The organism is Microbacterium protaetiae (assembly GCF_004135285.1).
Classification (GTDB): domain Bacteria; phylum Actinomycetota; class Actinomycetes; order Actinomycetales; family Microbacteriaceae; genus Microbacterium; species Microbacterium protaetiae.
This window is the reverse complement of the sequence record NZ_CP035494.1, coordinates 1,769,990-1,793,845: the sequence shown is the minus strand read 5'-3', so window position 1 is coordinate 1,793,845 and position 23,856 is coordinate 1,769,990. Positions and strand designations below refer to the sequence as shown.

24 protein-coding genes are annotated in these 23,856 nt (G+C 66.1%); 13 read left to right on the top strand and 11 right to left on the bottom strand.

Features of this window, described 5'->3' with window-relative positions; genetic code table 11:
• Positions 1–4: 4 nt before the first annotated feature.
• A complete protein-coding gene (locus tag ET475_RS08290) occupies positions 5–982 on the bottom strand; it encodes a DNA topoisomerase IB (protein ID WP_207205443.1) in 978 nt (325 codons plus the stop codon).
• A gap of 264 nt (positions 983–1,246) precedes the next feature.
• Here ET475_RS08290 and ET475_RS08285 point away from each other — a divergent pair, with 264 nt between their 5' ends.
• Genes ET475_RS08285 through ET475_RS08270 form a run of 4 tightly spaced genes read left to right on the top strand, consistent with a single transcriptional unit; the run spans position 1,247 to position 4,981 of the window.
• Positions 1,247–1,798 (top strand): Dps family protein, encoded by a 552-nt coding sequence (locus ET475_RS08285; protein ID WP_129388469.1) that lies wholly within the window; start codon positions 1,247–1,249, stop codon positions 1,796–1,798.
• A complete protein-coding gene (locus tag ET475_RS08280; RefSeq protein ID WP_129388466.1) occupies positions 1,795–2,862 on the top strand; it encodes an acyl-CoA dehydrogenase middle domain-containing protein in 1,068 nt (355 codons plus the stop codon). The genes ET475_RS08285 and ET475_RS08280 overlap by 4 nt, the downstream gene beginning before the upstream one ends.
• 5 nt (positions 2,863–2,867) lie before the next feature.
• Positions 2,868–4,217 carry a bifunctional PIG-L family deacetylase/class I SAM-dependent methyltransferase gene (locus ET475_RS08275; RefSeq protein WP_242497813.1) on the top strand — a complete coding sequence of 450 codons (1,350 nt, stop codon included), beginning with the start codon at positions 2,868–2,870 and terminating at the stop codon, positions 4,215–4,217.
• Positions 4,214–4,981 carry a glycosyltransferase gene (locus ET475_RS08270; protein WP_242497812.1) on the top strand — a complete coding sequence of 256 codons (768 nt, stop codon included), beginning with the start codon at positions 4,214–4,216 and terminating at the stop codon, positions 4,979–4,981. Before ET475_RS08275 ends, ET475_RS08270 begins: the two co-directional genes overlap by 4 nt.
• On the opposite strand, the gene ET475_RS08265 is transcribed toward ET475_RS08270, so the two are convergent.
• The 3 genes from ET475_RS08265 to ET475_RS17960 form a co-directional block, all read right to left on the bottom strand.
• Positions 4,954–5,811 carry a Rieske (2Fe-2S) protein gene (locus ET475_RS08265; protein WP_129388463.1) on the bottom strand — a complete coding sequence of 286 codons (858 nt, stop codon included), beginning with the start codon at positions 5,809–5,811 and terminating at the stop codon, positions 4,954–4,956. The two genes, ET475_RS08270 and ET475_RS08265, sit on opposite strands and share 28 nt — an antisense overlap.
• A 167-nt stretch (positions 5,812–5,978) precedes the next feature.
• A complete protein-coding gene (locus tag ET475_RS08260) occupies positions 5,979–6,407 on the bottom strand; it encodes a cytotoxic translational repressor of toxin-antitoxin stability system (protein WP_129388460.1) in 429 nt (142 codons plus the stop codon).
• A complete protein-coding gene (locus ET475_RS17960; RefSeq protein WP_207205442.1) occupies positions 6,400–7,074 on the bottom strand; it encodes a ribbon-helix-helix domain-containing protein in 675 nt (224 codons plus the stop codon). Before ET475_RS17960 ends, ET475_RS08260 begins: the two co-directional genes overlap by 8 nt.
• A 583-nt stretch (positions 7,075–7,657) precedes the next feature.
• Here ET475_RS17960 and ET475_RS08250 point away from each other — a divergent pair.
• Positions 7,658–8,317 (top strand): CAAX protease, encoded by a 660-nt coding sequence (locus tag ET475_RS08250; protein ID WP_129388457.1) that lies wholly within the window; start codon positions 7,658–7,660, stop codon positions 8,315–8,317.
• 404 nt (positions 8,318–8,721) lie between these two features.
• On the opposite strand, the gene ET475_RS08245 is transcribed toward ET475_RS08250, so the two are convergent.
• Positions 8,722–9,186: a (deoxy)nucleoside triphosphate pyrophosphohydrolase gene (locus ET475_RS08245; protein WP_242497811.1), complete on the bottom strand. Its 465-nt coding sequence runs from the start codon at positions 9,184–9,186 to the stop codon at positions 8,722–8,724.
• Positions 9,187–9,386: 200 nt separating this feature from the next.
• Here ET475_RS08245 and ET475_RS08240 point away from each other — a divergent pair, with 200 nt between their 5' ends.
• The 5 genes from ET475_RS08240 (at position 9,387) to ET475_RS08220 (ending at position 15,101) form a co-directional block, all read left to right on the top strand.
• A complete protein-coding gene (locus ET475_RS08240) occupies positions 9,387–10,985 on the top strand; it encodes a sugar transferase (protein WP_129388454.1) in 1,599 nt (532 codons plus the stop codon).
• Positions 10,986–11,125: 140 nt separating this feature from the next.
• Positions 11,126–11,959 carry a WecB/TagA/CpsF family glycosyltransferase gene (locus tag ET475_RS08235; RefSeq protein ID WP_129388451.1) on the top strand — a complete coding sequence of 278 codons (834 nt, stop codon included), beginning with the start codon at positions 11,126–11,128 and terminating at the stop codon, positions 11,957–11,959.
• Positions 11,960–12,000: 41 nt separating this feature from the next.
• A complete protein-coding gene (locus ET475_RS08230) occupies positions 12,001–12,732 on the top strand; it encodes a hypothetical protein (RefSeq protein ID WP_129388447.1) in 732 nt (243 codons plus the stop codon).
• A gap of 9 nt (positions 12,733–12,741) precedes the next feature.
• Positions 12,742–14,073, top strand: a complete 1,332-nt coding sequence (locus tag ET475_RS08225) for an MFS transporter (RefSeq protein ID WP_422879936.1) — start codon at positions 12,742–12,744, stop codon at positions 14,071–14,073.
• The gene (locus tag ET475_RS08220; RefSeq protein WP_129388444.1) at positions 14,070–15,101 is read left to right on the top strand and encodes a PD40 domain-containing protein; all 1,032 of its coding nucleotides are present in this window, start codon (positions 14,070–14,072) and stop codon (positions 15,099–15,101) included. The genes ET475_RS08225 and ET475_RS08220 overlap by 4 nt, the downstream gene beginning before the upstream one ends.
• A 4-nt stretch (positions 15,102–15,105) precedes the next feature.
• Here ET475_RS08220 and ET475_RS08215 read toward each other — a convergent pair whose 3' ends face one another.
• Positions 15,106–15,540: a VanZ family protein gene (locus ET475_RS08215; RefSeq protein WP_165310836.1), complete on the bottom strand. Its 435-nt coding sequence runs from the start codon at positions 15,538–15,540 to the stop codon at positions 15,106–15,108.
• A 51-nt stretch (positions 15,541–15,591) separates the two neighbouring features.
• Here ET475_RS08215 and ET475_RS08210 point away from each other — a divergent pair, with 51 nt between their 5' ends.
• Positions 15,592–16,539, top strand: coding sequence for a glycosyltransferase family 2 protein (locus ET475_RS08210; RefSeq protein WP_129388439.1), 948 nt, complete (start codon positions 15,592–15,594; stop codon positions 16,537–16,539).
• Complete coding sequence (locus ET475_RS08205; RefSeq protein ID WP_129388436.1) at positions 16,536–17,438, top strand: DUF6492 family protein; 903 nt, start codon at positions 16,536–16,538, stop codon at positions 17,436–17,438. The genes ET475_RS08210 and ET475_RS08205 overlap by 4 nt, the downstream gene beginning before the upstream one ends.
• A gap of 230 nt (positions 17,439–17,668) precedes the next feature.
• Here the strand turns inward: ET475_RS08205 and ET475_RS18090 are convergent, their stop codons facing one another.
• Positions 17,669–17,866: a hypothetical protein gene (locus ET475_RS18090; protein ID WP_242497810.1), complete on the bottom strand. Its 198-nt coding sequence runs from the start codon at positions 17,864–17,866 to the stop codon at positions 17,669–17,671.
• A gap of 19 nt (positions 17,867–17,885) precedes the next feature.
• Between ET475_RS18090 and ET475_RS08200 the strand changes: the two genes are divergently transcribed.
• Positions 17,886–19,631 carry a DUF4082 domain-containing protein gene (locus tag ET475_RS08200; protein ID WP_277985773.1) on the top strand — a complete coding sequence of 582 codons (1,746 nt, stop codon included), beginning with the start codon at positions 17,886–17,888 and terminating at the stop codon, positions 19,629–19,631.
• Positions 19,632–19,702: 71 nt separating this feature from the next.
• On the opposite strand, the gene ET475_RS08195 is transcribed toward ET475_RS08200, so the two are convergent.
• From ET475_RS08195 to ET475_RS08180, 4 genes are all read right to left on the bottom strand, one after another.
• Positions 19,703–21,124, bottom strand: coding sequence for an O-antigen ligase family protein (locus ET475_RS08195; RefSeq protein ID WP_129388430.1), 1,422 nt, complete (start codon positions 21,122–21,124; stop codon positions 19,703–19,705).
• Positions 21,121–21,756 carry a hypothetical protein gene (locus tag ET475_RS08190; RefSeq protein WP_129388426.1) on the bottom strand — a complete coding sequence of 212 codons (636 nt, stop codon included), beginning with the start codon at positions 21,754–21,756 and terminating at the stop codon, positions 21,121–21,123. The genes ET475_RS08195 and ET475_RS08190 overlap by 4 nt, the downstream gene beginning before the upstream one ends.
• A 146-nt stretch (positions 21,757–21,902) precedes the next feature.
• Positions 21,903–22,565 (bottom strand): hypothetical protein, encoded by a 663-nt coding sequence (locus ET475_RS08185; protein ID WP_129388423.1) that lies wholly within the window; start codon positions 22,563–22,565, stop codon positions 21,903–21,905.
• Between the two features lie 197 nt (positions 22,566–22,762).
• Positions 22,763–23,575: a glycosyltransferase gene (locus ET475_RS08180; protein ID WP_129388420.1), complete on the bottom strand. Its 813-nt coding sequence runs from the start codon at positions 23,573–23,575 to the stop codon at positions 22,763–22,765.
• Between the last annotated feature and the right edge of the window lie 281 nt (positions 23,576–23,856).

The window sequence follows — 23,856 nt, the reverse complement described above, 5'->3', positions numbered from 1 at the left end:
GTCTTCATCCTGATCGGCCGGTCGCAGCCAAGAGTCGGCGGATGGCTGTCTCGGGGCTGACGTCAAGCTCGAGCAAGCGGCCCTGCCGGTAGCGCTGGAAGACGCGCGGATCGATGTAGCTGGCGCGGGCGACCGATGCGGTGTTTCCGAGGGCCTGGGCGCTCGCCTGCACCGCGAGGGCCTCCGCGTGCTTGCGCTGCCCGGCGGTGTCCACCGTGCCGATGCGCGCGAGGGCGTCAGCGGCGAGGATCGTGCCGCGCAGAGTCCGAAAGTCCTTGGCGGTGAAGCGCCCGCCGGTGAGTGCGCGCACGTGCGCATTCACGTCCGCCGGGGTCAGCGCGCGCTGCCGCCGGCCCTCGGGGTACCACAGCAGCGGCGATCGCGGAGAGCGCGAGACCAGCATGGCGATCGTCGACGCAAGATCGGCGTCGTCGATCTCAAGCAGCGCACGCTTGCCGCTCTTGGCGGGAAACGACAGGGTGACCACCCGTTCTGCGACCGATGCGTCGCGTCGCCGCAGCGTCGTCAGTCCCCTGCTGCCATGCGTGGCGAGGTACCGCGCCGAGCCGACGCGCGGAGCCGCCTCATCAAGCAGCCGGAACGCGACGGCGAGGACACGCTCGCGATCGTGCCCTTCCCCACGTAGCGCCACGGTGACCCGCGTCCGAGCCTGCGGGAGCGCCGCGGCAAGAGCCAGCGCACGAGCGAACTTGCGACGATCGCGGGGAGCGCGCCACCGAGGGTGATACAGGTACTGCCGGCGCCCGGCCGCATCCGTGCCGACGACCTGGATATGCGCAAGCGGCTCACGGGCGATCCACACGTCCTCCCATGCCGGCGGGATCACCAACGCACGGATGCGCTTCTGATCGCTGTCGCTGGCAGGTGCACCGTCCTCAGCGAGGTAGCGAAACGTGCTCCCCGCCCGCACACGTCGGAATCCGGGATCGGTGTCGGGTCGCACGCGCACCAGCCTGGCCACGGTGTCTCTCCCCGCATTCAGCGATGGCGCAGCATCGAGATGAGCTCCGGATCCTTCAGACTGTTCCATCCACATCGTCTCGGCATGACATCCTCCGCAGTCCCGCCCGACGCTATCCGGGACGCCCGATGACGCCCACGGGGTTGACAAGAGCGTGCCCACGCATCAGCACACAGCCGCCTATACCCCGGCAGAACCGAGAGTCAACCCCCGCGACGGATGCCCTGGCGCGTGACACGGTCATCATCTACAAGGAGGAACGACATGGCAGGCAAGACACCACCGAAGAATCGCCGGCGCACCGCGAGCGGCGGCTCGGGTGCCAAGCGCACGGCCGAGCAGAACGAAGAGAAGGGTTTCCTCGCTTCTGCCGGGCTGAAGAATCATCTTCAGAGCGTCCTCGTCGATCTCATCGAACTGTCCCTGCAGGGTAAGCAGGCGCATTGGAACGTGGTGGGCACCAACTTCCGTGACACGCACCTCCAGCTCGATGAGGTCGTCGCGGCAGCGCGCCGATTCAGCGACGTGATCGCCGAGCGCATGCGCGCACTGCACGCCCTCCCGGACGGACGCAGCGACACCGTTACCGAGACCACGACCCTTCCGGAGTATCCACAGGGAGAGATCGACACGACGACGACCGTGGACCTGATCACCGAACGGCTGGACGCGACGATCGGCACCGTTCGCGGGGTGCACGACGCCGTGGACGAAGACGACCCGACAACCGCCGACATCCTGCACGACATCTTGTCCACTCTCGAGCAACTGTCCTGGATGGTCAGCGCCGAGAACCGTTCACCGGCGGTCAAATGAGCCCGGCCGCCGACCGCAGCGGCATTGCACTCACCCTCACCGACGCGCCGTCCGAGACAGCGCGCGAGGTCGAACGCGCCGCCGCGGAGGTCAGCGGGCTCGGGACGCAGGTAGAGGCCACTATCGAGTGGGCGGTGCGACTTTCCGGACGCATCCCTCTTCCCGGGCAGGGGCGGACGGCCGACCGCTGGAGCGCGCTGGCGACCGCGGCGGCGTTGGATGTCGGTGCGGCGCGGATTCTCGAACCGCACCTGGACGCACTCGCCATCCTCGACGAGGCACGCACAGCGGGCGGCATTGCGTCGGATGGCGTGGATGGTCTCGGCGCGGATGAGCACTCATCCTGGGGCGTCTTCGCGGCCGAAGGCGCCACGCGATTGGACGCATACCAGGACGCTTCGGGGAGTTGGCGGCTCCGTGGCACCAAACCCTGGTGCTCTCTGGCGGCCCAGTTGACCCACGCCCTGATCACTGCCTGGGTCTCACCGCAGTCCCGCCGGCTGTTCGCCGTGCCGCTGCAAGCCCCGTCGGTGCACCCGCACACCGGGCCGTGGACAGCTCGCGGCCTGCGCGCGATTGTCAGCGCAGCGGTCGACTTCGATGACACACCGGCCGCCCCGGTCGGGGACCCGGAGTGGTACCTGCATCGGCCCGGCTTCCGCTGGGGCGGGATGGGCGTTGCCGCCGTCTGGTGGGGAAGTGTCATCCCGATCATCGATGCGCTGGCCGAGGCGGCCAGGCGCCCGAATGCCGACCAGATCGCACAGCTGCTGTGCGGTGAGGCGGATGCCGAACAGTGGGCGGCGAAGGTCGTCCTCGCCGATGCTGCCAGGCGGGTCGACGCGCCGACGACTTCCCACCCGCGTGAGCTGGCCGAACGAGTGCGCGCCGTTGCTGCCGGAGCCGCCGAGCGCGTGCTGACGCTCGCCGACCATGGACTCGGTCCCGGCCCGCTGACCACAGACGAGCAGCACGCGCGCCGCGTCGCGGATCTGCGGATCTACTTGCGTCAGCATCACGCCGAACGCGACCTTGCCCGACTGGGGCGATCGGTCGTGGCGTGATGGGCGTGAGCTTCGACCATCGAGAACCGGGAACGTCGGAGGACGCGTGGGCGGATGCCGCGCCCTGGCATGCCGCGCCGGAGGTAGCCCTGGACATGGAACGACTCATCGTCTTGGCCGCGCACCCCGACGACGAGACGCTGGGGGCAGGCGGTCTCATCGCGACGGCCGCCGGACGCGGCATCCCTGTCACGGTCGTCGTCATGACCGACGGCGGGTCGTCCCATCCGGCTTCTCCCTCTCCTCGCGATCTGCGCCGCGAACGCCGGCACGAAGTGCTGGATGCCATAGCGGATCTCGCGCCGCGGGCAGAGATCCACCTGGCCGGGTTCCCCGATGGCAAGATCCGGGAGGCCGCACCGGCGGTGCGGCAGCACCTGCAGAACCTGCTGTCGCGCACAGAAGGGACCGCGACGGTGCTCGCCGTCCCCTGGTGGGGCGATGGGCACCGCGACCACCGCGTGCTCGGCGAGATCGCGTGCGAACTGCGCACGGTCGGCGCACGTGTCATCGGCTACCCGATCTGGTTCTGGCACTGGGGGGATCCGGCATCGTCGGTCCCCGACAGCTGGTGCGTCCTGCACCTCGATGAGGCCGCGCGGGCGGCAAAGGCGCAGGCGCTGCGGCGCCACGTGAGCCAGATCGAGCCGCTGTCAGACGAGCCCGGCGACGAGGCGATTCTTCACGGCGAGATGCTGCGGCACTTCGACCGCGCGTTCGAGGTGTTCATTCAGCCCGAGCCCGCTCCGAGCGTCGGCGCCTCGTGGTTCGACGAGCGCTACGCGCGTCGCTCCGACCCTTGGGGCGTCGACTCCCGATGGTACGAGCAGCGCAAGCGGAACGTGATCGCTGCGTGCCTGCCCCGGGAGTGGTACCGGCACGTTTTGGAACTCGGCGCCGGAACCGGCGCATTCACGCAGGTCCTCGCCGACCGCGCCACCGACGTCGTGGCGGTGGACGCCTCCGCGCACGCGCTCCAGCGTGCACACGATCGACTTGCCGACGTTGGGAACGTGCGGCTGGAGCAGGTGGATCTGCTCGCGGACTGGCCCGAGGGATGTTTCGACCTCATCGTGCTGTCCGAGATCGCCTACTACTGGACGGCGTCAGATCTCGACGCGGTGCTCGCGCGCATCGACCAATCGCTCGACGTGGATGGCGAGCTCGTCGCCTGCCACTGGAGACATCCGATTCCCAGAGCCCCACTGTCGGCAGCCGCGGTCCACGACACGATCCGTTTGCACGCGAACCTGTCGCCGTCAGTGCGGCACCTCGAAGAGGACTTCATCCTGGAGGTCTTCGCGCGCCCGGATCGGCTCCACTCGGTCGCTACCAGAACCGGGGTGTGGCCGTGAGAGGACTACCTGCGAGAAGCCTCGACAGCACCGTCGATGTCATTGCGGTCGTCGTTCCGGTGCACGACGAGCAAGAGCTGATCGCGGGCTGTCTGCAATCTCTCGTGGCCGCAGCGCGCGCGGTACGCGCGATCACCTCCATACACGTGGTCCTCGACGCCTGCACAGACGGATCGGCACTCATCGCCGCACGCTTTCCCGTGTGCACGAGCGCGGTTGAAGCCGGCTCGGTTGGAATCGCCCGCGATGCCGGGGTGCGAGCCGCGCTCCGCGCATTCGCGCACGTGCCGCCCGCACGGCTGTGGATCGCGCACACCGACGCCGACTCCACCGTCCCGCTGCACTGGCTCGCGCACCAGATTATGCTCGCCGAGCAGGGGGCCGACGTCGTGATCGGCACCGTCCGTCCCGACTTCCGCGACCTGACCCGGGAGCAGACGGATGCGTGGTGGGCGACCCACACGCCCGGTGTCGCGAACGGTCACGTCCACGGCGCGAACCTCGGCACCCGCGCAAGCGTTTTGGTCGACGCCGGTGGCTTCCCGCCGATCCCGTTGCACGAGGATGTGCGCCTTATCGAACAGGTGCGGATGCGAGGTGCATCCATCATCGCGTCGGACGGTGCGTGGGTGCGCACGAGCGGGCGGCAGTACGGCCGCGCCGAAGGAGGCTACGCCGAGTACCTGCGCACGCAGCTCGTTCCGCTGGCGGCGTCGATCAGAGGCATCGACGAGTCTCACGCGGCGAGTGAGATCTCGACCTGACCTTCGCTGATCCTCGTGCGGAACCGCAGCTGCGGGCTGGTGGCCGGTCCATGCACGACAGACCCGTCCTGCAGAGAGAACGTGCTGCCGTGCCAGGGGCACACCACACACATCCCCTTCTCGGGGTTGTCGTCGAGCGCTCCTTCATGAAGAGGTCCGGACAGGTGAGAGCACCGGTCGGCCAGAGCCGTGACCTTCTCGCCTTCTCGGTAGAGCAGAACTGGAACCGCGTCGACCACGCGTCGGGTCAGGGCCTCGTCGGGCAGCTCGTCAAGCGCAGCCACAGCGTGCCACCCCTCGGCCAACACGTGCGGGATGTCCTCCACATGATTGGCACCCAGCGCCTGACGATAGGCCAGATGGCCGCCCAGGTAGCCGCCGATCGTCGCCGCAGAGAGCCCCGCCAGCGCGAGCCGCTTGCCCGCCGCGGTGCGCCCGCGCACGCGCTGGACAAAGGATGCCGCGAAGCAGCCGACCGCGACGGCGTTCGCCGCCCAGTGCACGACGCCCACCCTCATCTGCGATTCGTGAGCCTTTGCCCAGTCCAAAATCCCGGAGGCGGCCGCCGGCACGGCAGCTGCCGTTCCGAGCCCGATCAGAACCGTGGCAGAACGCCCGGTCCCCGGCATCCTGTCCAGCACCACCGCCGACAACCAGGCGCCGACCGGAACCTGTACGAGCATCGGGTGCAGAGGATGGCCGAGCGGAACGCCATGAAGCAGGTCACGCACCTTCCCGACCGGGATCAGTCGGTTCACGAAACCGCTGAGCGGTAGCGTGATCCGGTCGAGATCGCGTGCGGACTCCAGTTTCTTCAGCACCCGGTTCATGAGATCGCTTCACTCAGCTTCGCGTTGAGATCGGTCATATGCACACGCTAGGCACGGACACCGCCGTGATGCCGGGGGCTTGACCAGGCTGACGCGGTGCACTACGGATGCTGCGGGGCCGGAAGCTTGACGGTGCTCGGTTGTCTTCGGGACGGCAAGGCGAGGCTCTACTCCGCCAGCAGGTTGGGGTACAGCTGCGCAGCGGAGGCAGCATCCAGGCCGAGGACCTCCGATTCTGAGACCCCCAGCCGGGTGAGCTCGCGCACGAGATACAGCGGCACAGTCTTGCGCGACGGCGCGACCTCGGGCGCGCCGCGATCGGGCAGAACATCATCCCTGGCACAGAGCCAGAAGACGTCGGCGGTGACTTCGAGCTGATTGCGGAGGATGTGCGACCACATCCGTGCCACGTAGTCCGTCCGATCGATCGGACGGGAGATGCGCGTCCGGAGGATGCGACCGTCCCAGAGCGTCAACTCGTAGGTCTTGTGGTGTGTGACCGACTTGCCTGCAGCTCCCGTGACGAGCGCCCACCTCTCGTTGACACAGAAGTCGTCGTGGTCCTCGCGAGTGGGGACAGGATGCTTCTCACTCACCGCCGCGCTCAAACCACTCCAGGACCTCCTGGTCGGAGGAGAGCTTGATCAGCTGTACCAGTGCCCAGTTCTCACGGTGGTTGGATGCGTGCTGCAGTCGCGTCTCCCAGTCTTCGGCGTACTCGCGCAACGACAGCAGCAGATCCGCGAGAGCGTCATCGACCGTGGCGCCTTCCGAGACGAACGAGCGGCCAGCCATCAGTGCGATCACCCGGTCGTTCTCGCGGGCGAGCTGGACGTGGGGAGAGACCGTCCGGAAAAAGAACTCGCGAAGCCGCTCTGCAGGAACGACAGCAGACACGCGGCCTTCACGAGCGACCGTCACGGTCTGACCGCGGTCGGTCGCATCGAGAACATCCTTGAAGTGGGTGCGCGCGTTCGTGTACGACGGATAGTCGACGACCGCTGACTCGCCCATGACTTCCCCTCTGACCAGCTTCGCGCGATCGACACGTTCGCGCAGCCGATCAGAGTATGCGGCATCCAATTCAGAACCCGGGCCCGACGACATGCCTTCACTCACGATTCCGCGCAGCCGCGTTCGCGCCTGCTCCCGCCTGATCAACTCGCGCACGAACTCGCTGCTCGTGCCGAACCCGCGCTGTCTGACTTGCTGCTCGACGAAATCCTTGAGGGCGTCGGGCAGCGACACATTCATCGTGGCCACGCGCCCATCGTATGCAGCTTGGCAAGGTTTGCCATCGAACCCTCGGCGCGTCACGGCCATGCCCGCGGCGTGCCCCGCCGAGACAAGGGATTCCGCCCGAAACCAGGTGCGACGCCCTGGGTCTCGGCACGAATCCTTTGTCTCGGCGAAAGTCCGCAGCCAGGTCTCGGCGAACGCACGGAATGAGTCTCGGCGAAGGCCCATGCCCGCGTGCTCGGCGAACGCACGGCGTCGGAGCCTTCTGGTAGAACGAGAAGACACAAAAGCGGCATATGACGGCTCCGGAGCCGCCTGTCACTGTCGTAGAACTGGCCTGGCGCGTAGCGGATCGTCACGAATGTGCCCGACCAACCTCCGCGAGCGGAGCGGAAGCAAAGTCCGAGCTGGAGCAACGAGGACAAAAATGAACCCCGGCCGTCACACTCACGTGCGCTGCGCCGGGGGCTATGCACCCATCGTAAGCCAGGAGAGCTAAGGCCGCAACGCGCGCGAGAGAGACCCAATGCACCGACTCCGAGCGACCATCCCAGAAGCCCGATTCCACCGGTACGACGCCGCTTGCAACGGAACCGCCGTAGACCCGATGGACCTGTACCGCTGGGCAAGCCGAATTGCTCTCGCGACATTTGACGATCTCTCAACTCTCGAGGTCGCGATGCGCTCAGCTATGGCTCGCGAGCTGGCGGCGGCACACGGGCTTTACTGGTATCGGCGAACAGATCTGCTGGATGATGACACGCTCAAGCTGGTCGGCGAAGCGTGGCGAGTCGGTCGGCTGAGCACGCTCGACGCGCCACCGGAGGTTTTGCACGGCAAGCTGGTGGCGACTCTCATGTTCGGCTTCTGGGTCAAGGTTCTCGGTCGCGGTGGCTATCAGGGCAGCGGTGAAGATCGTGAGCGGCGAATATACGACACGTTGCTCTGGAAGCCCGCATTGCGAAACGCCTTCCCAAACGTTGGCAACTTCGACCGCTCAACGGTGGAGACCGCCGCCCGACGCGTCCAGTCACTTCGGAACCGCGTCGCGCACCACGAGCACATCGTCTGGGGCGTGCCACTTGCGGGTGAGCGTCGCAAGGACGGCTCAGTGCGGCGCATCAGAGTGTCCGAAATGCATGAGACCGTCCTGAACCTTGCGGGATACATCGACACCGGTCTCGAGTCGTGGCTGCGGGAGAACTCAGCCGTTCCCTCCCAGATTGCGAACTGCCCGCTCCCAGATCGAACCGCGCTGCTCCTCTGATCCACCGCCGCCGGCCAGCACGCCGGAGCATGGAGCGGTGCGGAACGGCGCAGCCAGTGACACTCGCCAACCCGATGCCCGGGTACTCGCTGATCAGGTCTCTGAGGGCTTCGAGCTCGGCAACGAAGGCGTGAGCCGCATCCGGGGCACCCCTGCCACGAAATGGTCTGCGACCGCTTCGATGTCGTCATCGGCGCGTTGCGTCGCCTCCCGTCGATCCCCCTCACCTCGCCGAAACAAAGGATTCCGCCCGAAACCAAGTGCGACGCCCTGGGTCTCGGCGCGAATCCCTTGTCTCGGCGAAAGTCCGCGGCGCGGGGGCGACGAAAGCCCCGGCGCGTCAGGCACGGCGAAGAGCCACGCACGGGAGCCCGCGTAGGCCCAGACAGCCCCCGCGCCACCCCTCACACCCCCGCGATCTCCCCCACCATCGGCAGATCGGGCTCGGCCCAGTCGAGCATCGGCAGCTCTGCCGGGCGCACCCACTCGAGCCGATCGTGATCGGTGCTCGAGACAGGCCGCCCCTCGGCCAACACGGCAGACATACACGTGAGCCGGATGCTGCGACCCGCGGCATCCGTCACATCAGAACGCAGCACCTCACCGACCCGCACCTGCACGCCCAACTCTTCGCGGATCTCGCGCGCCAGCGCCACAGCCGCGGACTCCCCCGGCTCGATCTTGCCGCCCGGGAACTCCCACTTGCCCGCGTCGACCTTGCCCTCACGGCGCCGGCAGGCGAGCACGCGATCGCCGTCGACGATGACGGCGGCGACGACCTCGAGGGGCTCCATGCAGGCATCGTCGCACGGGGTCACCCCGCGCTCGGCGAGGCGCACGCGGATGTTCACCACGACGTCATGTGACATTTCTCATCGAAGTGCTTTCGCTCGCCGAGGGAACACTGTAGAGTGACTGGCAATCGAGGCGGTGGGACGCATCGATGACCGCATTTGGGATGCGGTGAATCTGGGGAAATTGGGTGACCGGGACGTCGCCCAGACATTACTGGGGAGCGAATGTCTACTGGGGACGCGCGTTTGCGCGTGCACACCTGGGGGTGTGCGAAATGACTGCCGTCGACGTGCAATCAGCGACGGCACTCGAAAGGGCCTCGACGCACGCGGCGTTCAGCACGCCGCGCGTCGCCCTCTTCGATTCTCTGCAGCCGGCTGAGGCGGGCCATCTTCTGCCCTTCCCGGCTGCGGGAACTCTTCATCGCGCTGCGGCCGTGGCGCCGCGCCTGCAGCCCTCGCTCGAACGCCGCCGGCTGTGGGAGCGCCGGCTGCGCCGACGCCTGCGGGTGACCGATGCCGCGCTCGTGATCGCGGCCGTCGCCGCCGCCGGCGCGGTCAACCTGCTGCTCGACCGCGCCAGCGCCAATGTGTGGGGTCTGACCCTGATCGGCCTCATGACCGCGCTGGTGTGGACGACGACGCTGACGCTGTTCGGCACGCGGTCGACGACCGTGCTGGGTTCGGGCGCGGGCGAATACAAGCGGGTGGCGCACGCGACAGGGCTCGCGTTCGGCATCGTCGCGATGACATTTGTGGTTTTCCAGTGGCACGGCGTGCGGATGCAGTTGATGGTCGCCTTGCCGCTGGGGTTGTTCGCCGTCCTTGTCGGACGGTGGACGTGGCGACGCTGGCTGATCGGCCAGCGTGCGTACGGGCACTATGCCGCGCGCACGCTGGTGACCGGCACGCGTGACGATGTCGAGTACGTGGTCCGGCAGATTCTGCAGGACTCGTGCCATGCGTTCACGATCGTCGGCGTGGCTCTCGCCGACGCATCGGTCGACCGCATCGTCGTCGAGGGTCACACCATTCCCGTTGTGGGGACAACGGAAACGGTGGCAGACCGCGCGCGGATGTTGGAAGCCGACTCCGTCGTGGTGGCAAGTCGGCTGGACGGGGAGTTCATCAAGCGCCTTTCCTGGGAGTTGGAAGGCGCCGCATCCGAACTCATTCTGTCCAGCCGACTGGCCGACGTCGCAGGCCCCCGCATCTCACTGAGCCCGCTCGATGGGATGCCGCTGATCCACGTGAAGATCCCCGAGTTCGAGGGAGCACGTCACGTTCTCAAGCGAACGATGGATGTCGCGGTGGCGACACTGGCGCTGATCCCGATCACGCTCATCGGTGTGCCGCTGGCCCTGCTCATCAAGCTCGAAGACCACGGTCCGGTCTTCTTCCGCCAGACCCGCATCGGGCGTGACGGCAGCGAGTTCAAGATCCTGAAGTTCCGCACCATGGTCGTCGACGCCGAAGCGCGGCTGGCCGAGCTGCAGACCGAGAACGAGGGCGCCGGCCCACTGTTCAAGCTCAAGCGCGACCCGCGGGTGACCCGGATCGGCGCGGTGCTGCGCAAGTTCTCGCTCGACGAACTGCCGCAGTTCTGGAACGTGCTCACCGGCGACATGAGCGTCGTCGGCCCCCGGCCGCCGCTGCCGAGCGAAGTCGTCGAGTACGACGGCGACGTCTCGCGGCGCCTGTTCATCAAGCCGGGTATCACCGGCCTGTGGCAGGTGAGCGGCCGCAGCGACCTCTCCTGGGACGAGAGCGTGCGCCTCGACCTGCGCTACGTGGAGAACTGGTCGGTCATGACCGACCTGATGATCATGTGGCGCACGGCGCGGGTCATGCTCCAGCCGGAAGGGGCCTATTGATCCGTCGGGTGGCCTAGCCACCCGACCTCCAGACCGGATCCGCGGTCGTGCTCCCCACTTGGCGCCGTTCTCACCCGTCACGGGCAGGCACCGAAACCACGATCGCGGATCCCTAGGAAAAAAGAGCGAGGGGACAGCTCATGACAGACCTGGCACAGACGCAGACAGAGACATCCGAGCACTGGGGTCTCGGAACTCTCGGGGCGATTCCGGCGGTGGACATCGCCGGAATCCCGGTGCACCTCGTCTCTGAAGAAGACGCGATCGACACCATCATGGCCGCGACGCGCACCGAAGCGCGCCGCCCGCTGGCCGTGGCATCCATCAATCTCGATCACATCCATCACTTCGCCAGGCACGGGCAGCACACACCGTTGGCGGCGCTGCGCGGGCCCGAGTGGTTCAACCTCGTCGACGGCGCGCCCATCGCGGCCCAGGTCACGCGCGTGAGCGGCGTCGATTACCCACGTCTGGCCGGCAGCGACCTGATCGAGCCGATCTTGACCAGGGCTGCTGCCGACCACCTGAGCATCGGCGTGGTCGGTGGCAGCACCGAGGTCACCGGGCTGCTCACCGACCGGCTGTCGCGCGACTGGCCGACGATCCGGTTCGCCGGCCACTGGGCGCCCGACCGGTCGGCGCTGGCGGATGCCGCAGCTCAGCAGCAGCTGGCCGCTGAGATCCGCGCGGCGCGCGTGGACATTCTCTTGGTCTGCCTCGGCAAGCCGCGGCAGGAACAGTGGATCGAACAATACGGCCTGCTCAGCGGGGCGAGGGTGCTGCTGGCGTTCGGCGCGGTGGTCGATTTTCTCGCCGGCCGCGTCAGCCGCGCACCGCGGTGGGTCGTGCGGATGGGGTTCGAATGGGCGTGGCGGCTGCTGCTGGAACCACGGCGGCTCGCCAAGCGCTATCTTGTGCAAGGGCCGCCAGCATACTTGGCGGTGCGGGGACGACCGCGCCGGGTGCCGTCATGAGCGCACGTGGACGCGTCGATATGAGGCAGTAAACAGGGGATGTGAGCATGAACGCTCAGCGCGAGATGGGGAGATCGGCGCTGACACCGGCGATGAAGATCGTGATCGGCGTCGTCGCAGTGATAGTGGTCGCCGGCATCATCACGGTGTCGGCGCTGCTCAGCGGTGGCACGAACCCGAACACGGCGGCCACGACCACGCAGCAGCAGAACGGTTCGGGCAACAATGGCGGCAACGGCACCGCCGGCAACGGCACGCCGGGTGCGACCGCGGGCACGTCCACCGCACCGGGCGGCGCGAAGGGTGCGGCATCCGGTGCCCCCACGATCGGTCCGCTGCCGCAGGCGACGCCGACGACAGGTTCCGAGGTGCTGCCGCCGACGGCAACCCCGATCACCCGGCTGCCATCGATCACACCCCAGCCACCGTTGGTCTCGGCGCCGCTGCCCAAGACGGCGTCGAAGAACAACGGCCTGGTCAGTGGCTATCCCGAGAAGGTGATGGGGCCGGCGACCAAGTCCACGGTGCTGTCGAGCTCGATCGCCACCGAGAAGACAACGATGCAGGTCAGCCTGGTGGCCACCACGACAGCCTCGCAGGCTTCGGTGCAGAAGCACTACGAGGAGCTGTGGGGATCGCTCGGCCTGCGCCGCGGCACCGCGGCCGACGGCACCATCACCTATGTCGGAGCGCATGAGTCAGTGGCCCTGTCGTTCGGCACCACGGGAACCGGCAACAGGTACACGATCTACGGCGTGTTCCGCACGAAGTGAGGCCCTTTTTTGTACATCTCTTTCTCGAACAAGCCCAAGCAACCTGAGGTGACCGAGGCCGGCGAGGCCGCGGCATCCCTCACCCCTTCTGACAAGCCGCGCCGCCGTGGTGTGCGGTCGGTGTCGTCGGCGGTGTTCGCCTTCGGTATCGTCTCGATGCTCACCGACATCTCGTCGGAGTCGATCACCGCGGTGCTGCCGCTGTATGTGACCGCGTACCTGGGCCTGTCGACGATAGCGTTCGGGTTCATCGACGGGCTGTACCAGGGTGTGAGCGCGCTGGTGCGCATCGCCGGCGGGTACACCTCCGACCGGCTTGATCAGCCCAAGTGGGTGGCGTTCGTCGGCTATGCGGTGGCCGCGGTCGCCCGCGTCGGACTGCTGTTCGTCGCCGGTTTCGGGGCGCTGGTGGCGGTGATCACCGCCGATCGCATCGGCAAAGGCATTCGCACGGCACCGCGTGACTCGGTCATCACAGCATCGTCGCACCCCGACAACCTCGGCACCTCGTTCGGTGTGCACCGCACGCTCGACAACATCGGCGCCGCCGTCGGGCCGCTGATAGCGTTCATCATCCTGCTGCTGATCCCGAACGGCTACGGCACGATCTTCGTGGCCTCGCTCGCGTTCGCCATCATCGGCGTGACGATCCTCGGCCTGTTCGTTCCGAACGTGCGCACCCGCGAGCCGCTGGCCAAGACGAGGGATGCCGCGGGCAAGACCACCCGCGAGCCGCGGCCGAAGTTCGACTGGGGCGTCATCACCTCACGGCCGATGCGCCGGGTGCTGGCCGCGTCGGGCATTCTCGGGCTGCTCACGATCGGCGACGGTTTCGTCTACCTCGTGCTGCAGGCGCGCAGCGACTTCGCGGCCGCGTGGTTTCCGCTGTTGTACGTCGGCACGAACATCGCGTTCCTCGCGCTCGCGATTCCGCTGGGCAGACTGTCTGATCGTGTCGGCCGCGCGCGTGTATTCGTTTTCGGGCATATAGGGCTTCTGGCCGCCTACCTGGTCGCGGCTTTGCCGATGGCCGACATCGCCGCCACGCTGCTGTGCCTGGCGTTCCTCGGCGGTTTCTACGCGGCCACCGACGGTGTGCTGGCGGCCCTGGCCGCGCAGCTGACGACCCCCGAGACCCACGGTACGGGCATCGCCGCCGCACAGACGGTCGTCGCGGTGACCCGGTTTCTGTCGGCGACCGGCTTCGGCTTTCTCTGGTACGCGGTCGGACGTGAGACGTCGATGTGGATCATCTCGGGCCTGCTCATCGTCGCGATCCCGCTCATCGCCCTTCTGCTGCGCCCGTATCTGTCTGCGCGCGGGCGGGTGAGCGCGGCGTGAGCGCCCGCGTCAAATGGCTGGTCATCGCCCTTGTCTCGGTGCTCGCGCTCGGTGCGACCGCCGGTGTGGGCGTGTATGCGTGGGCGCAGTACCAGGCGCGCAGCAACGCGCCCTCACAGGCGCAGACCGTGGCCCCCACCGACTGGGCGCAGGGTGATCGCATCGTGTTCCGCAACACCGCCGCGGGCGAGGGATACGGGCTTGTCGCCAGTGTGCCGCTGAGCGATCCCACCGGCCCGCGGGCCGTCACCGACATCGCCTGCGATCGCGTCGACGCCATCGAGACAAAGGTTTCGTGCCTGCGCTCCGAACGCGGAATCACCCCCACCTACAACGCGCGCATCTTCGACAACGCGGGCACCGAGCAGCTCGAGTGGCCCCTGCCCGGGGTGCCCAGCCGCACCCGCTTCTCCCCCGACGGATCGCTGGTGGCCACCACAGCCTTCGTCACCGGCCACGCCTACGCGACCATCGGGTTCTCGACCGAGACCGTGATTCGCAAGACCAGCGACGGGTCGAGCTTCGGCAACCTCGAAGACTGGAAGCTGTTCATCGACGGCAAACCCAGCGCGCCCGTGGATCGCAACTTCTGGGGCATCACGTTCGTCGACGACAACACGTTCTATGCCACTGTCGGCATGACCACTATCGGCCTGACGTATCTGGTCAAGGGCGACATCAAGGCCAAGACCGTCACCTCGGTGCTGAAGACCGTGGAGTGCCCCTCGCTGTCACCCGACGGCACCCGCATAGCGTTCAAGCGCGTCGTGTCGGGCGCCGGCCCCACCGTGCACTGGACGCCGGCCGTCTACGACATCGCCACCAAGAAGGTCACCGTGCTCGATGTCGAGACCCGCAGCATCGACGACCAGATCGAATGGCTCGACGATGACACACTGCTCTATGGCATGCCCAACGACACCCCCGGCGACTCCGACATCTGGGAGTTGAACGCCGACGGCTCATCGAAGCCGTCGATCTTCATCCACCATGCCTGGTCACCGGCGGTCGTGCAGGAGGGGCGATGACGATTCAGACAGTGGATGCCGCAGCCCGACTCTTGCGATGCTCGCGTCGCAGCACGATGAGCCAAGCAAGGAAGGCGCCGATCGCCGCGCCGAGCGTGTTTGACACGACGTCGCGCACGCTGGCGACCCGGTCGGGAATGACGATCTGCGCGATCTCGACCCCGGCCGACAGCACGAGCGCAAGGATCGTGCCGTACCAGGGATGCCGGAACACCAGCGTGAGCAGAAAGCCCAGCGGCACGAACATCACGACGTTGCCTGCGGCCTCGACCCAGCCCGCGCCGAAGGAGTCGATGCCGAGGTCGTTGCGAATCCACGACCAGACGGCGACCACGATGTCTGAATACGACACGGGTGTCAGCACGATCAGCGCCACCACGACGATGTACACCGCCAGCGCCCAGACCGCCCACCGATGCGAGCGCACGAAGATCCTCACAGGAAGACTGTGGCATGAAATCGGCCGCCGAGTGTGTTCGGGGGGCGGGTCATGACCGAGACAGAGCCGAGATTCGTCTCAGCCGATGAGCACGCTGATGTCGCGGTGATCATCGTGACCTACAACAGCGCCGACGATCTGCCGGCCCTGATCGCGTCTTTGCGACCAGAAGCATCGTCGAACCGACTGCGGGTTGTCGTGGCAGACAACGACTCGAACGACGACACGGTGACCGTCGCATCGCAGATCGCCGACATCGTGTGCGTGCCCACAGGCGGCAACCTCGGGTATGCGGGGGGCATCAACGTCGCCATGCGGCACATTGGCGACTGCGATGACGTGCTCATTCTCAACCCCGATCTCACGGTGGATTCGGGAAGCGTGACCGCTCTGCGAACTGCGCAGAAGGAGAGGGTCGCCGGCATCGTCGTGCCCCGCATCCTGACGAACGACGAGCTGACGCGATCGTTGCGCAACGAGCCTTCACTGGTGCGCGCGCTCGGCGATGCGGCGTTCGGCAGTCGTTTCCCCAACCGGCCCGCCGCGTTGAGCGAGACCATCTTCAAGGCCGCGTCGTATGGCTCGCCGCGCGAGGTCGACTGGGCGACGGGCGCGGCGCTTCTGATCCGCGCCGATGTCGCCCGTGAGGTCGGCCCCTGGGATGAACGGTTCTTCCTCTACTCCGAAGAGACAGATTTCTTTCGCCGTGTTCGCATGGCCGGTCACGCGGTCTGGTACGAGCCCTCAGCCACCGTGCATCATTCCCAAGGTGGTTCGGGTTCGTCGATCGAACTCGACCAACTGCTGGCCGTGAATCGCATCCGTTACTCGCGCAAACACAACAGTCAGATCGCGGCCGCGCTCATGCGGGGCGTCGTGACACTGCACGAGCTGGTCCGTGCCGCTGCCCCCGCGCATCGCGCAGTGCTTGGCACTCTTCTGGCTGAGAGAAGCTGGTCGCAACTCCCACGGGCCTCGAAGACGCGGAGCAGAGCATGAGCCTTCAGGTCGTCACTCCCAGTCACGCTCCGGACTTCCCCAGCTTCGCGCGTCTTCATCGCTCGGTGATTGAGCACACCGACCCGATGGTGCGACACATCGTTGCGGTTCCCGACCGCGACGTCCCCCTCTTCCGGTCCGTCGACACCGGGCGGCTCGATGTCATCGGCTACCGCGCGGTTCTTCCTCGCCGCTTCGTCTCGACCATTCCTCTCGCGCGGATTCCCGGGCTCCCCCGCGGGTTTCGCATCAACGCCGTCAACGCGACCCGCCCGTGGCCCCCGATCCGCGGGTGGATGCTGCAGCAACTCGTCAAGCTCGCGGTCGTATCAACGCTTGAGGCCGACGTCGCCCTGCTCATCGATTCCGATGTGCTCATCGTCCGGCCTCTCGTCGAATCGACGTTCCGCGATAAGGCCGGCGTCGTCCGGCTGTACCGGTCACCGCACGGGATCACCCCAGCGATGACCCGGCACCTCGCATGGCAGGCAGCCGCACGCGCGTTGCTCGGCACCAGCAAGGTCGAACCCGACTCCCCCGACTACATCTCGGCCTTCGCCAGCTGGGACCCCGAGCTCGTGCGCGCTTCTACCTCCCGAGTAGCGGAGACAACGAGTCGCGATTGGCGTGATGTGATCGGCAGCCGCCTCGACTTCTCGGAGTTCATCTTCTACGGCACCTACGTGATGACGCTGGCCGATGCTCGCTACCGCACCAACACACAACAACGAAGCCTCTGTCATAGCCACTGGGATCCCACGCCGCTCGACCTCGAGCACGCAGACCGGTTCCTCGACCGGCTGCACCCCGACGACGTCGCCGTGCACATCCAGTCGAACTCCTTGACTGACGAGAACGTGCTCCGGCATATTGCCGAGCGGATGAGAAGCGGCTCATAATCGGTTCATGCGGTTCTGTGAGCCGTCTCATCTTGACACTCTGAGTCTCACGTAATTATCATGCGCACGAATACGTCTCAGATGCTACGGTTTTGCGAGTACTGCGACGCGAGCCGAGGGACCCCCACCCTCGACCAAAGCTCGTGATCCCGACCCCCAACTGCCCCCGGGAGGGGCAACGTTTTGAGCAATACCGATACCCCCAACGGACAGCACACCACCAGACGACGTCACGCGACACGGCCCCGCTTCAGTTGGCGAATCATTGCGTTCGGCGCTGCGGCGATCCTCACCTCGGGCGTCGTGCTCGCGACCTCGGCAGCCGCCGTCCAGAAGCCGGACGCGGCCGACGCCTCCACGAGGAACTCGGCGCGCACGGCCTCGGCTGCCGCCGCGACGAAGGCAGCCTCGGCGCCGACAGCGACCACGGGGGGCTTCGGGGAGACTATCGCACCCCGCACGCCCGTCGACCCCGACAGACAATCCGTCGAGCTCGGCGTGAAGTTCTCTGTCAAGAAGGCGGGCACCATCACCGGCATCCAGTTCTATCGGACACCTTCGAACCGCGGGACGCACCACGCGACGCTCTGGGATGCGAAGGGTCACGCGCTGGCGACCGTCACATTCCCGTCGGGCTCGTCGACGGGATGGGTGACCGCCCACCTCTCGACTCCCGTCGCCGTCAAACCTGGCGCGACGTACGTTGCGTCGTACATCTCCCCGCGCGGTGGTTACTCCGCCGATGAGAACTACTTCACCCACACGGTCACGCGTGGCAACATCGTCTTTCCCAAGGGCGCTGGCGTGTACAAGTACGGCAACGGAGGCTATCCGACCAAGAACTTTCGAAACTCGAATTACTACATCGACGTTGTCTTCGCGGCCGAGAGCGCACCCGTAACCGGGTCACCGAGTCCGACGTCCAGTCCCACCCCATCGGCCCCTGTGACCGCTCCGTCGCCGACGCCGACGCAGACACAGACTCCATCGCCGACGCCGTCCCAGTCGGCGCAGACCCCACCTGTAACGGGGACCGTTGCGGCACTCGACCTGCCGCAGGAGCCCTGGTACGGAGGCTCCAGCTACTACGCGAAGTTCCCGAAAGCGGCCGCTTCGGGGTGGACGGACTCTTCGTTCTTCCCGATCTCGGTCTTCCTGGGCAAGCCAGAGCACGCTTCTGCTCTGAAGGCAGCGGGCATCAACACGTACATGGGCGTCGAGCACGATGGTTCGGATATCTCGACCGTCACGCGCACAGGCATGTCCGTGATCGCGCAACAGCAGGAATGGTCGACTTCCGAGATCGGCTCAGATCCGGGCGTCGTCGGCTGGTTCCTCAGCGACGAATGCGAGATGGGCCTCGGCGGTTGCGACTCCGACACCGAGCAGGGCCGGCTCGCGCAGCAAACGTCGTATGCGAAGAAGATCCGGGCGCTCAATGACGGTCGGTTCGTCCAGGCGAACTTCGGCAACGGCGTGCTCGGAACGTACTGGGCTCCGAACACCATGGACGACCAGCTGAACCTTCTCGATGTGTCTGCCGTCGACAAGTACGCGTACACCAGCCCACACGTGCAGGATCTCATCAAGTACGACCCGTACTGGACGACGTCGAAGAACCCGTCGAGTTCCGCGGCATACGGGTGGCTTCAGGATCGGATGGAGACGTTCTCCACCACGCCCAAGCCGAACTGGGTCTTCGTCGAGACGGGAATGCCGTTCCTCACCGAAGACGGCCGCACGACGATTACCACTGGGCAGATCGGTGGCGCGGTGTGGAGCGCTCTCATCCACGGGGCCGCGGGTGTCGCGTACTTCCAGCACAACAACAACGGAAGCTGCGGAACGTACTCGATCATCCAGTGCGGCTCCGACCGGCTGAAGGCGATCACGGCGATCAACGCCCAGGTGGAAGAGATGGCCCCCGCGCTCAACTCGCCCACCTACACGTGGAAGTTCGGCGACGGCCTGGACACGGCTCTCAAGGTCTCGAACGGCTCGGCCTACGTCGTCGCCATGACGACGGGCGGCACCGGATCGCGCACGTTCACGCTTCCGCCGCAGCTCGCGAAGGCCACCTCCGTCGAGGTCGTCGACGAGGGTCGCACGGTGAAGGTGACGAACGGAACGTTCCAGGACGACTTCGCCGCCGAGTACACCCACCACATCTACCGGGTGACCGTGGGCGGCTGAGCGGCACCTCGCCTGTCGTTGCGACCTTGGGCTGGAACGGAATCGCTCCTTTCCAGCCCGGGGTCGCTTCATCATTGTGCGAGACGGTCGACAGGTGAACCCGCGACTCGACGTCGATTCACAGCTTTCGACGTCATGGAGTTCTGAAGTTCGACGTCGGAGTGCGCGATCCGGCGGAGAGAAGCCGAGAGCCCCACGAAGAGGAAGAACAAGCCTGCTGCTATCGGGAAGCTCAGTCCATCGAAGAAGAGGAACAACACCGCGATCGTGACCGTGCCGGTGAGAATCGCTCCGGCGAGCAGCTTCGTCTCTGGGAACGGAGACCTTCTCGCCGCGTACGCCGAGCTCCACACCGCGCAGGCGATGAGCACAATGAACGAGAGCGTTCCCGCAATGCCGAGTTCGACCAGCAGCCCGGCCCACTGGTTGTCGAACACGTAGTAGCGGGACATAAACGTGCCGAGCCCCGATCCGATGACGGGCGAGTCCGAGATGAACTCGGGGAGCCGCTCCAAGCCCCCTGTTCGTGATGCTGTGCCGGGATCATCCGACACGTCGGCGAAGAGACCGAGCGATGCCCTCCACACCCCCGGAACCGCAACGACGATGACCGCGATCCCCACAAGTCCGCCGAAGAACCCACCCCAGCGGTACCTCGAGGGCACAAACGGCGCAAGCAGCACGAAGACGACCAGCAGTCCGATCATCGCGGAGCGCGACACGGAAAGGAGACATATTCCGACGATTGCAACGACGACCAGCCACCACAGGAACCGCCTCCGTGACGTCGAACGGAACCCCCCGGTGATCGCCGCTGTGATGGCGATGGGCAAGACGGCAAGAATCGACGTCACGAACTCGAGCGGGTGCGTGGCGGTGCCTGCCGGGCGGATGTAGGCACCGCGAATGTCGATGCCGCCCCAGTCGAACGAGATCCCGGGGATTCGCGCTATCCATTCCGTGAGGCTGGATCCCGTGAAGAACTGGGCGTACCCGAGAAGTGCCATTCCCCCCGCTGCGATGACAGCAACCTTGACGAGTCGAACGATGTCGCCCTGCGTACGAATGCCGTCCATGGCAACGAGTGTCACGCCCGACCACGACGCCACGCGCACGACGGCCGTCATCGCGGGGCTCACCTGATCGGCGGGCTGGCCGCGGAGCATCGCCGCCGCAAAGCTGACCAGAACGATGATGATGAAGGCCCCCAGCGCCCAACGGACCGGCTGGGCAGGAGGTTGCACATCCTTCGTCCTCGTCTGCAAGTGGGTGAGCGCCCACCACACTGCCAGCACAAGCCCCCACAGCAACGAAGGACGCCCGAGGGTGCCCAGGCCGACAATCGACACGTTCGACGGGATGACGAAGAGCAGCAGAACGAACACGATCAGCATCGCGACGGCCGACGACCTGCTCGGCGGCGCGATCCCCTGATGCTCCTGTGCCGCCACAGGGCGGAACTCCGCGCTGTCTGCGCGCCCCCACTCGATCATTCCGGCACCGACGCCCGCGCCCTCTCGTGGCTGTCGATCCCATGCTGCTCGATGACCTCGGCACTTCCCTGCGGGCTTCCGGCCGGAACCGATCGAGGCCCATCTAAGATCTCACTGTCGTCGATGAGCGGATCGAGATCCTCCATCCGAGCATCTGCGCGGGCGGTGGATTCTGTACGCTTCCCGCGTCGCCTCTTCGTCTTCAAACCATCGATGACGCTTGCCAGGATCAACGCGACCATAGCGATCGCCACACCCGCGGCACCCGCCCTCACCATCCTCGACCGTTCATGGACCGTGCTCTTGGTGTCGACCGATATCGTCGACACGGTGACCCTGTCGTCTTCTGGGATGTTCTGAGCTGCTTGCAACTGGTCGAGTGTCACTGCCGTCTGCGCGACGATGTCGTCGATCATCGTGGCTGCGGCATCGTCGCTGTCGGCCGTGACCGTGAGCAATATGACGGGGCCGGTCGCTGATCCATCCCTGGCGATCGCCACCTCCGCGCCGTTCTCACGCATGGTCTGCACCATCTCGTCAGAATCAACTGCCCGCGTGAGTACGTCCGCGACCGGAGCGAGGCCGCCCATGTACAGGTATTGGTTCGTCGCTCCCTTGGGGAGCACGCCCACTCCCGGAAGGAGAAGCTGCGAAGCCGATCGCTCATACTCGGAGGGTGTGATGAGCCAGACGCCCACAGCAGCGGCAACCGCAATGATCACACCCGGCACAGCGATGTACCACCGCCGCATCAGTCCCCGAAGGACATCCATGAAATTCATTGCGCCATTGCTCCACTCAACTCACCCTCGTGTCGGTGCGTGCTGCTTTCTGCGCCCGACTGGTGTCGCCGCACGCTGCGCCGGTCGGTGACCCACGCGATCGCTCCTCCAAGAATCAGAGCTGTGCCGAACAGCGCCATTGCGGCCAGTATCTTCGCCATCCGCGACGCAGACACATAGGCGATCTCTTTCGTCAGCGACTCGACGTGCACCGCGATCTTCTCATCCGCGGGCACCTCGTCCCCGCCCTGTTCGGCGACCGCCACTTCTTCGATCTTGTCAAGTAGCGCTTGCTGTCGCGTCTCCACCCAGTCGTGCGTGCGACCGACGACCTGCACTTCGATGACTGCCGAGTCGATATCCGATACCCACTGGCTTCCCTCATCTCTGACGGTCACGGTGCTCGCCTGCCTGACACCAACCCCGTACAGGGGCGCATCGACGTGCGAGTAGTACTGGGTGTCGGTCTTCCCCCCGTTGACGATGGTCGTGACCGCTTCCGCGAACGTGATCACGCTCCAGTCATTCGTCCCGTTGTACGGACTGACTGCGGTGGACCCGGGCCAGGTGAGAACCACGATCGTTCGAGAGGTGTAGATGCCTCCATCGCGGGCGAGCATGACCGTGCTCGTCGCAGCAAGCGCCACGGCGACGACCATGATGTACCAGCGCCGACCGAGCAATCTCAATAGCTCACGCAAAGACAATTTGAGCTCACTCTCCCCAATCTGAGCCCATTCCCCAACCAATCTCCCGATGGTAGCGGAATTGCCTGAATCATACCTGTGCTGCAGGCATGAGCGCGGAGTCGCCGCGTTCTCCTCAGCTCCCCAGGGTTGCCCCACTGCGCCTCTTCCTACACCGCCCCGAGGATGCGAGCGAACACCTTGCTGAGGTCGTCTGCGAGTCCCTGCACGTCATAGTGACTTCGAATGGCGTGAGAAGCGCGTTCGCCGGCCTGCGCGAGTTCTTCTTCCGGCGTCGATATCGCTGTCTCGATCGCTCGCACGAGCTCCGCGGTCGATGCGACGGGTGAGCAGTAGCTCGGGTCGAAGAACTCTGACCCACCGCCACCGGGATAGCCGACGACGTAGCATCCGCACGCCATCGCCTCTGCCGGAGGCAGGCCGAAACCGTCGCGGTCGCTCATGCTCAGGAACAGACGGGAGCGCCGCAACCGCTGCGCCACTTCGCGCTCGGTGAGTCCCTCCATCGGCGAGAACGTCCAGTTGATGCCGCGTGCACGAAGGATGTGCATGATCTGATTAATCTCGCCCGCTCGCCGGCTGGGCATGAAGGCGATCGTCTGCTCACGTACAGAATCGCCCGGGTGAAAGAGCGATGAATCGACCACGGGTCTGACGATGTCGACGGGAACGTCCGGGTAGGAGAGCGAGAGAAGATCAGCGCTGTCGTGGGACACGGTCATGATGCCTTCTAGGCCACGGACACCCCGGTACGGCGCCCCGGGCGACGTCTTCGCGTAGTCCAGCCCGTCAAAGGTGATGTATGCCCCCTGATTGAAGACAAGCACGCGCACGTCGGCGGGAAGATCCGTCAGCGTGCGCCCGTACACCTCGGGGACGACAAGAACGTCATTCGCGTGGAACTCCAGCCGATCGAACGAGACGATCGGAGTCGAATTCTCGAACCAGCGGGGTCGGGCCACCGTCCCCCTCTGCAAGATCGACGCTCTCCACCCCAACTCGTTCAACGCATCGACGTGACGAAAGGCGACACGAACCCCACCTTGAGGCCGCACAGTGGTGGGGGTCAGATAGTAGACGACCGGCTCACCGGCCGCCGCAGAAATCGCGAACTTCGGGATCCTCCGCCACTTCAGGTCCGCAGACCGCCGATATCTGTGAACTGCGGCACGTAGGGCGTGACGTGCCGTCGACGGAACGGTCACCTTGTATGAGCCCTTCTGTGTGCCTGATTCACCACCAC

What these genes read in the sequence shown, in the direction of transcription:
- ET475_RS08285 (WP_129388469.1), top strand. Translation starts at nt 1,247, where the DNA reads ATGGCAGGCAAGACACCACCGAAGAATCGCCGGCGCACCGCGAGCGGC.
- ET475_RS08280 (WP_129388466.1), top strand. Translation starts at nt 1,795, where the DNA reads ATGAGCCCGGCCGCCGACCGCAGCGGCATTGCACTCACCCTCACCGAC.
- ET475_RS08265 (WP_129388463.1), bottom strand. Translation starts at nt 5,811, where the DNA reads ATGAACCGGGTGCTGAAGAAACTGGAGTCCGCACGCGATCTCGACCGG.
- ET475_RS08250 (WP_129388457.1), top strand. Translation starts at nt 7,658, where the DNA reads ATGGACCTGTACCGCTGGGCAAGCCGAATTGCTCTCGCGACATTTGAC.
- ET475_RS08245 (WP_242497811.1), bottom strand. Translation starts at nt 9,186, where the DNA reads ATGTCACATGACGTCGTGGTGAACATCCGCGTGCGCCTCGCCGAGCGC.
- ET475_RS08240 (WP_129388454.1), top strand. Translation starts at nt 9,387, where the DNA reads ATGACTGCCGTCGACGTGCAATCAGCGACGGCACTCGAAAGGGCCTCG.
- ET475_RS08235 (WP_129388451.1), top strand. Translation starts at nt 11,126, where the DNA reads ATGACAGACCTGGCACAGACGCAGACAGAGACATCCGAGCACTGGGGT.
- ET475_RS08210 (WP_129388439.1), top strand. Translation starts at nt 15,592, where the DNA reads ATGACCGAGACAGAGCCGAGATTCGTCTCAGCCGATGAGCACGCTGAT.
- ET475_RS08205 (WP_129388436.1), top strand. Translation starts at nt 16,536, where the DNA reads ATGAGCCTTCAGGTCGTCACTCCCAGTCACGCTCCGGACTTCCCCAGC.
- ET475_RS08195 (WP_129388430.1), bottom strand. Translation starts at nt 21,124, where the DNA reads ATGATCGAGTGGGGGCGCGCAGACAGCGCGGAGTTCCGCCCTGTGGCG.
- ET475_RS08185 (WP_129388423.1), bottom strand. Translation starts at nt 22,565, where the DNA reads ATGGTCGTCGCCGTGGCGCTTGCTGCGACGAGCACGGTCATGCTCGCC.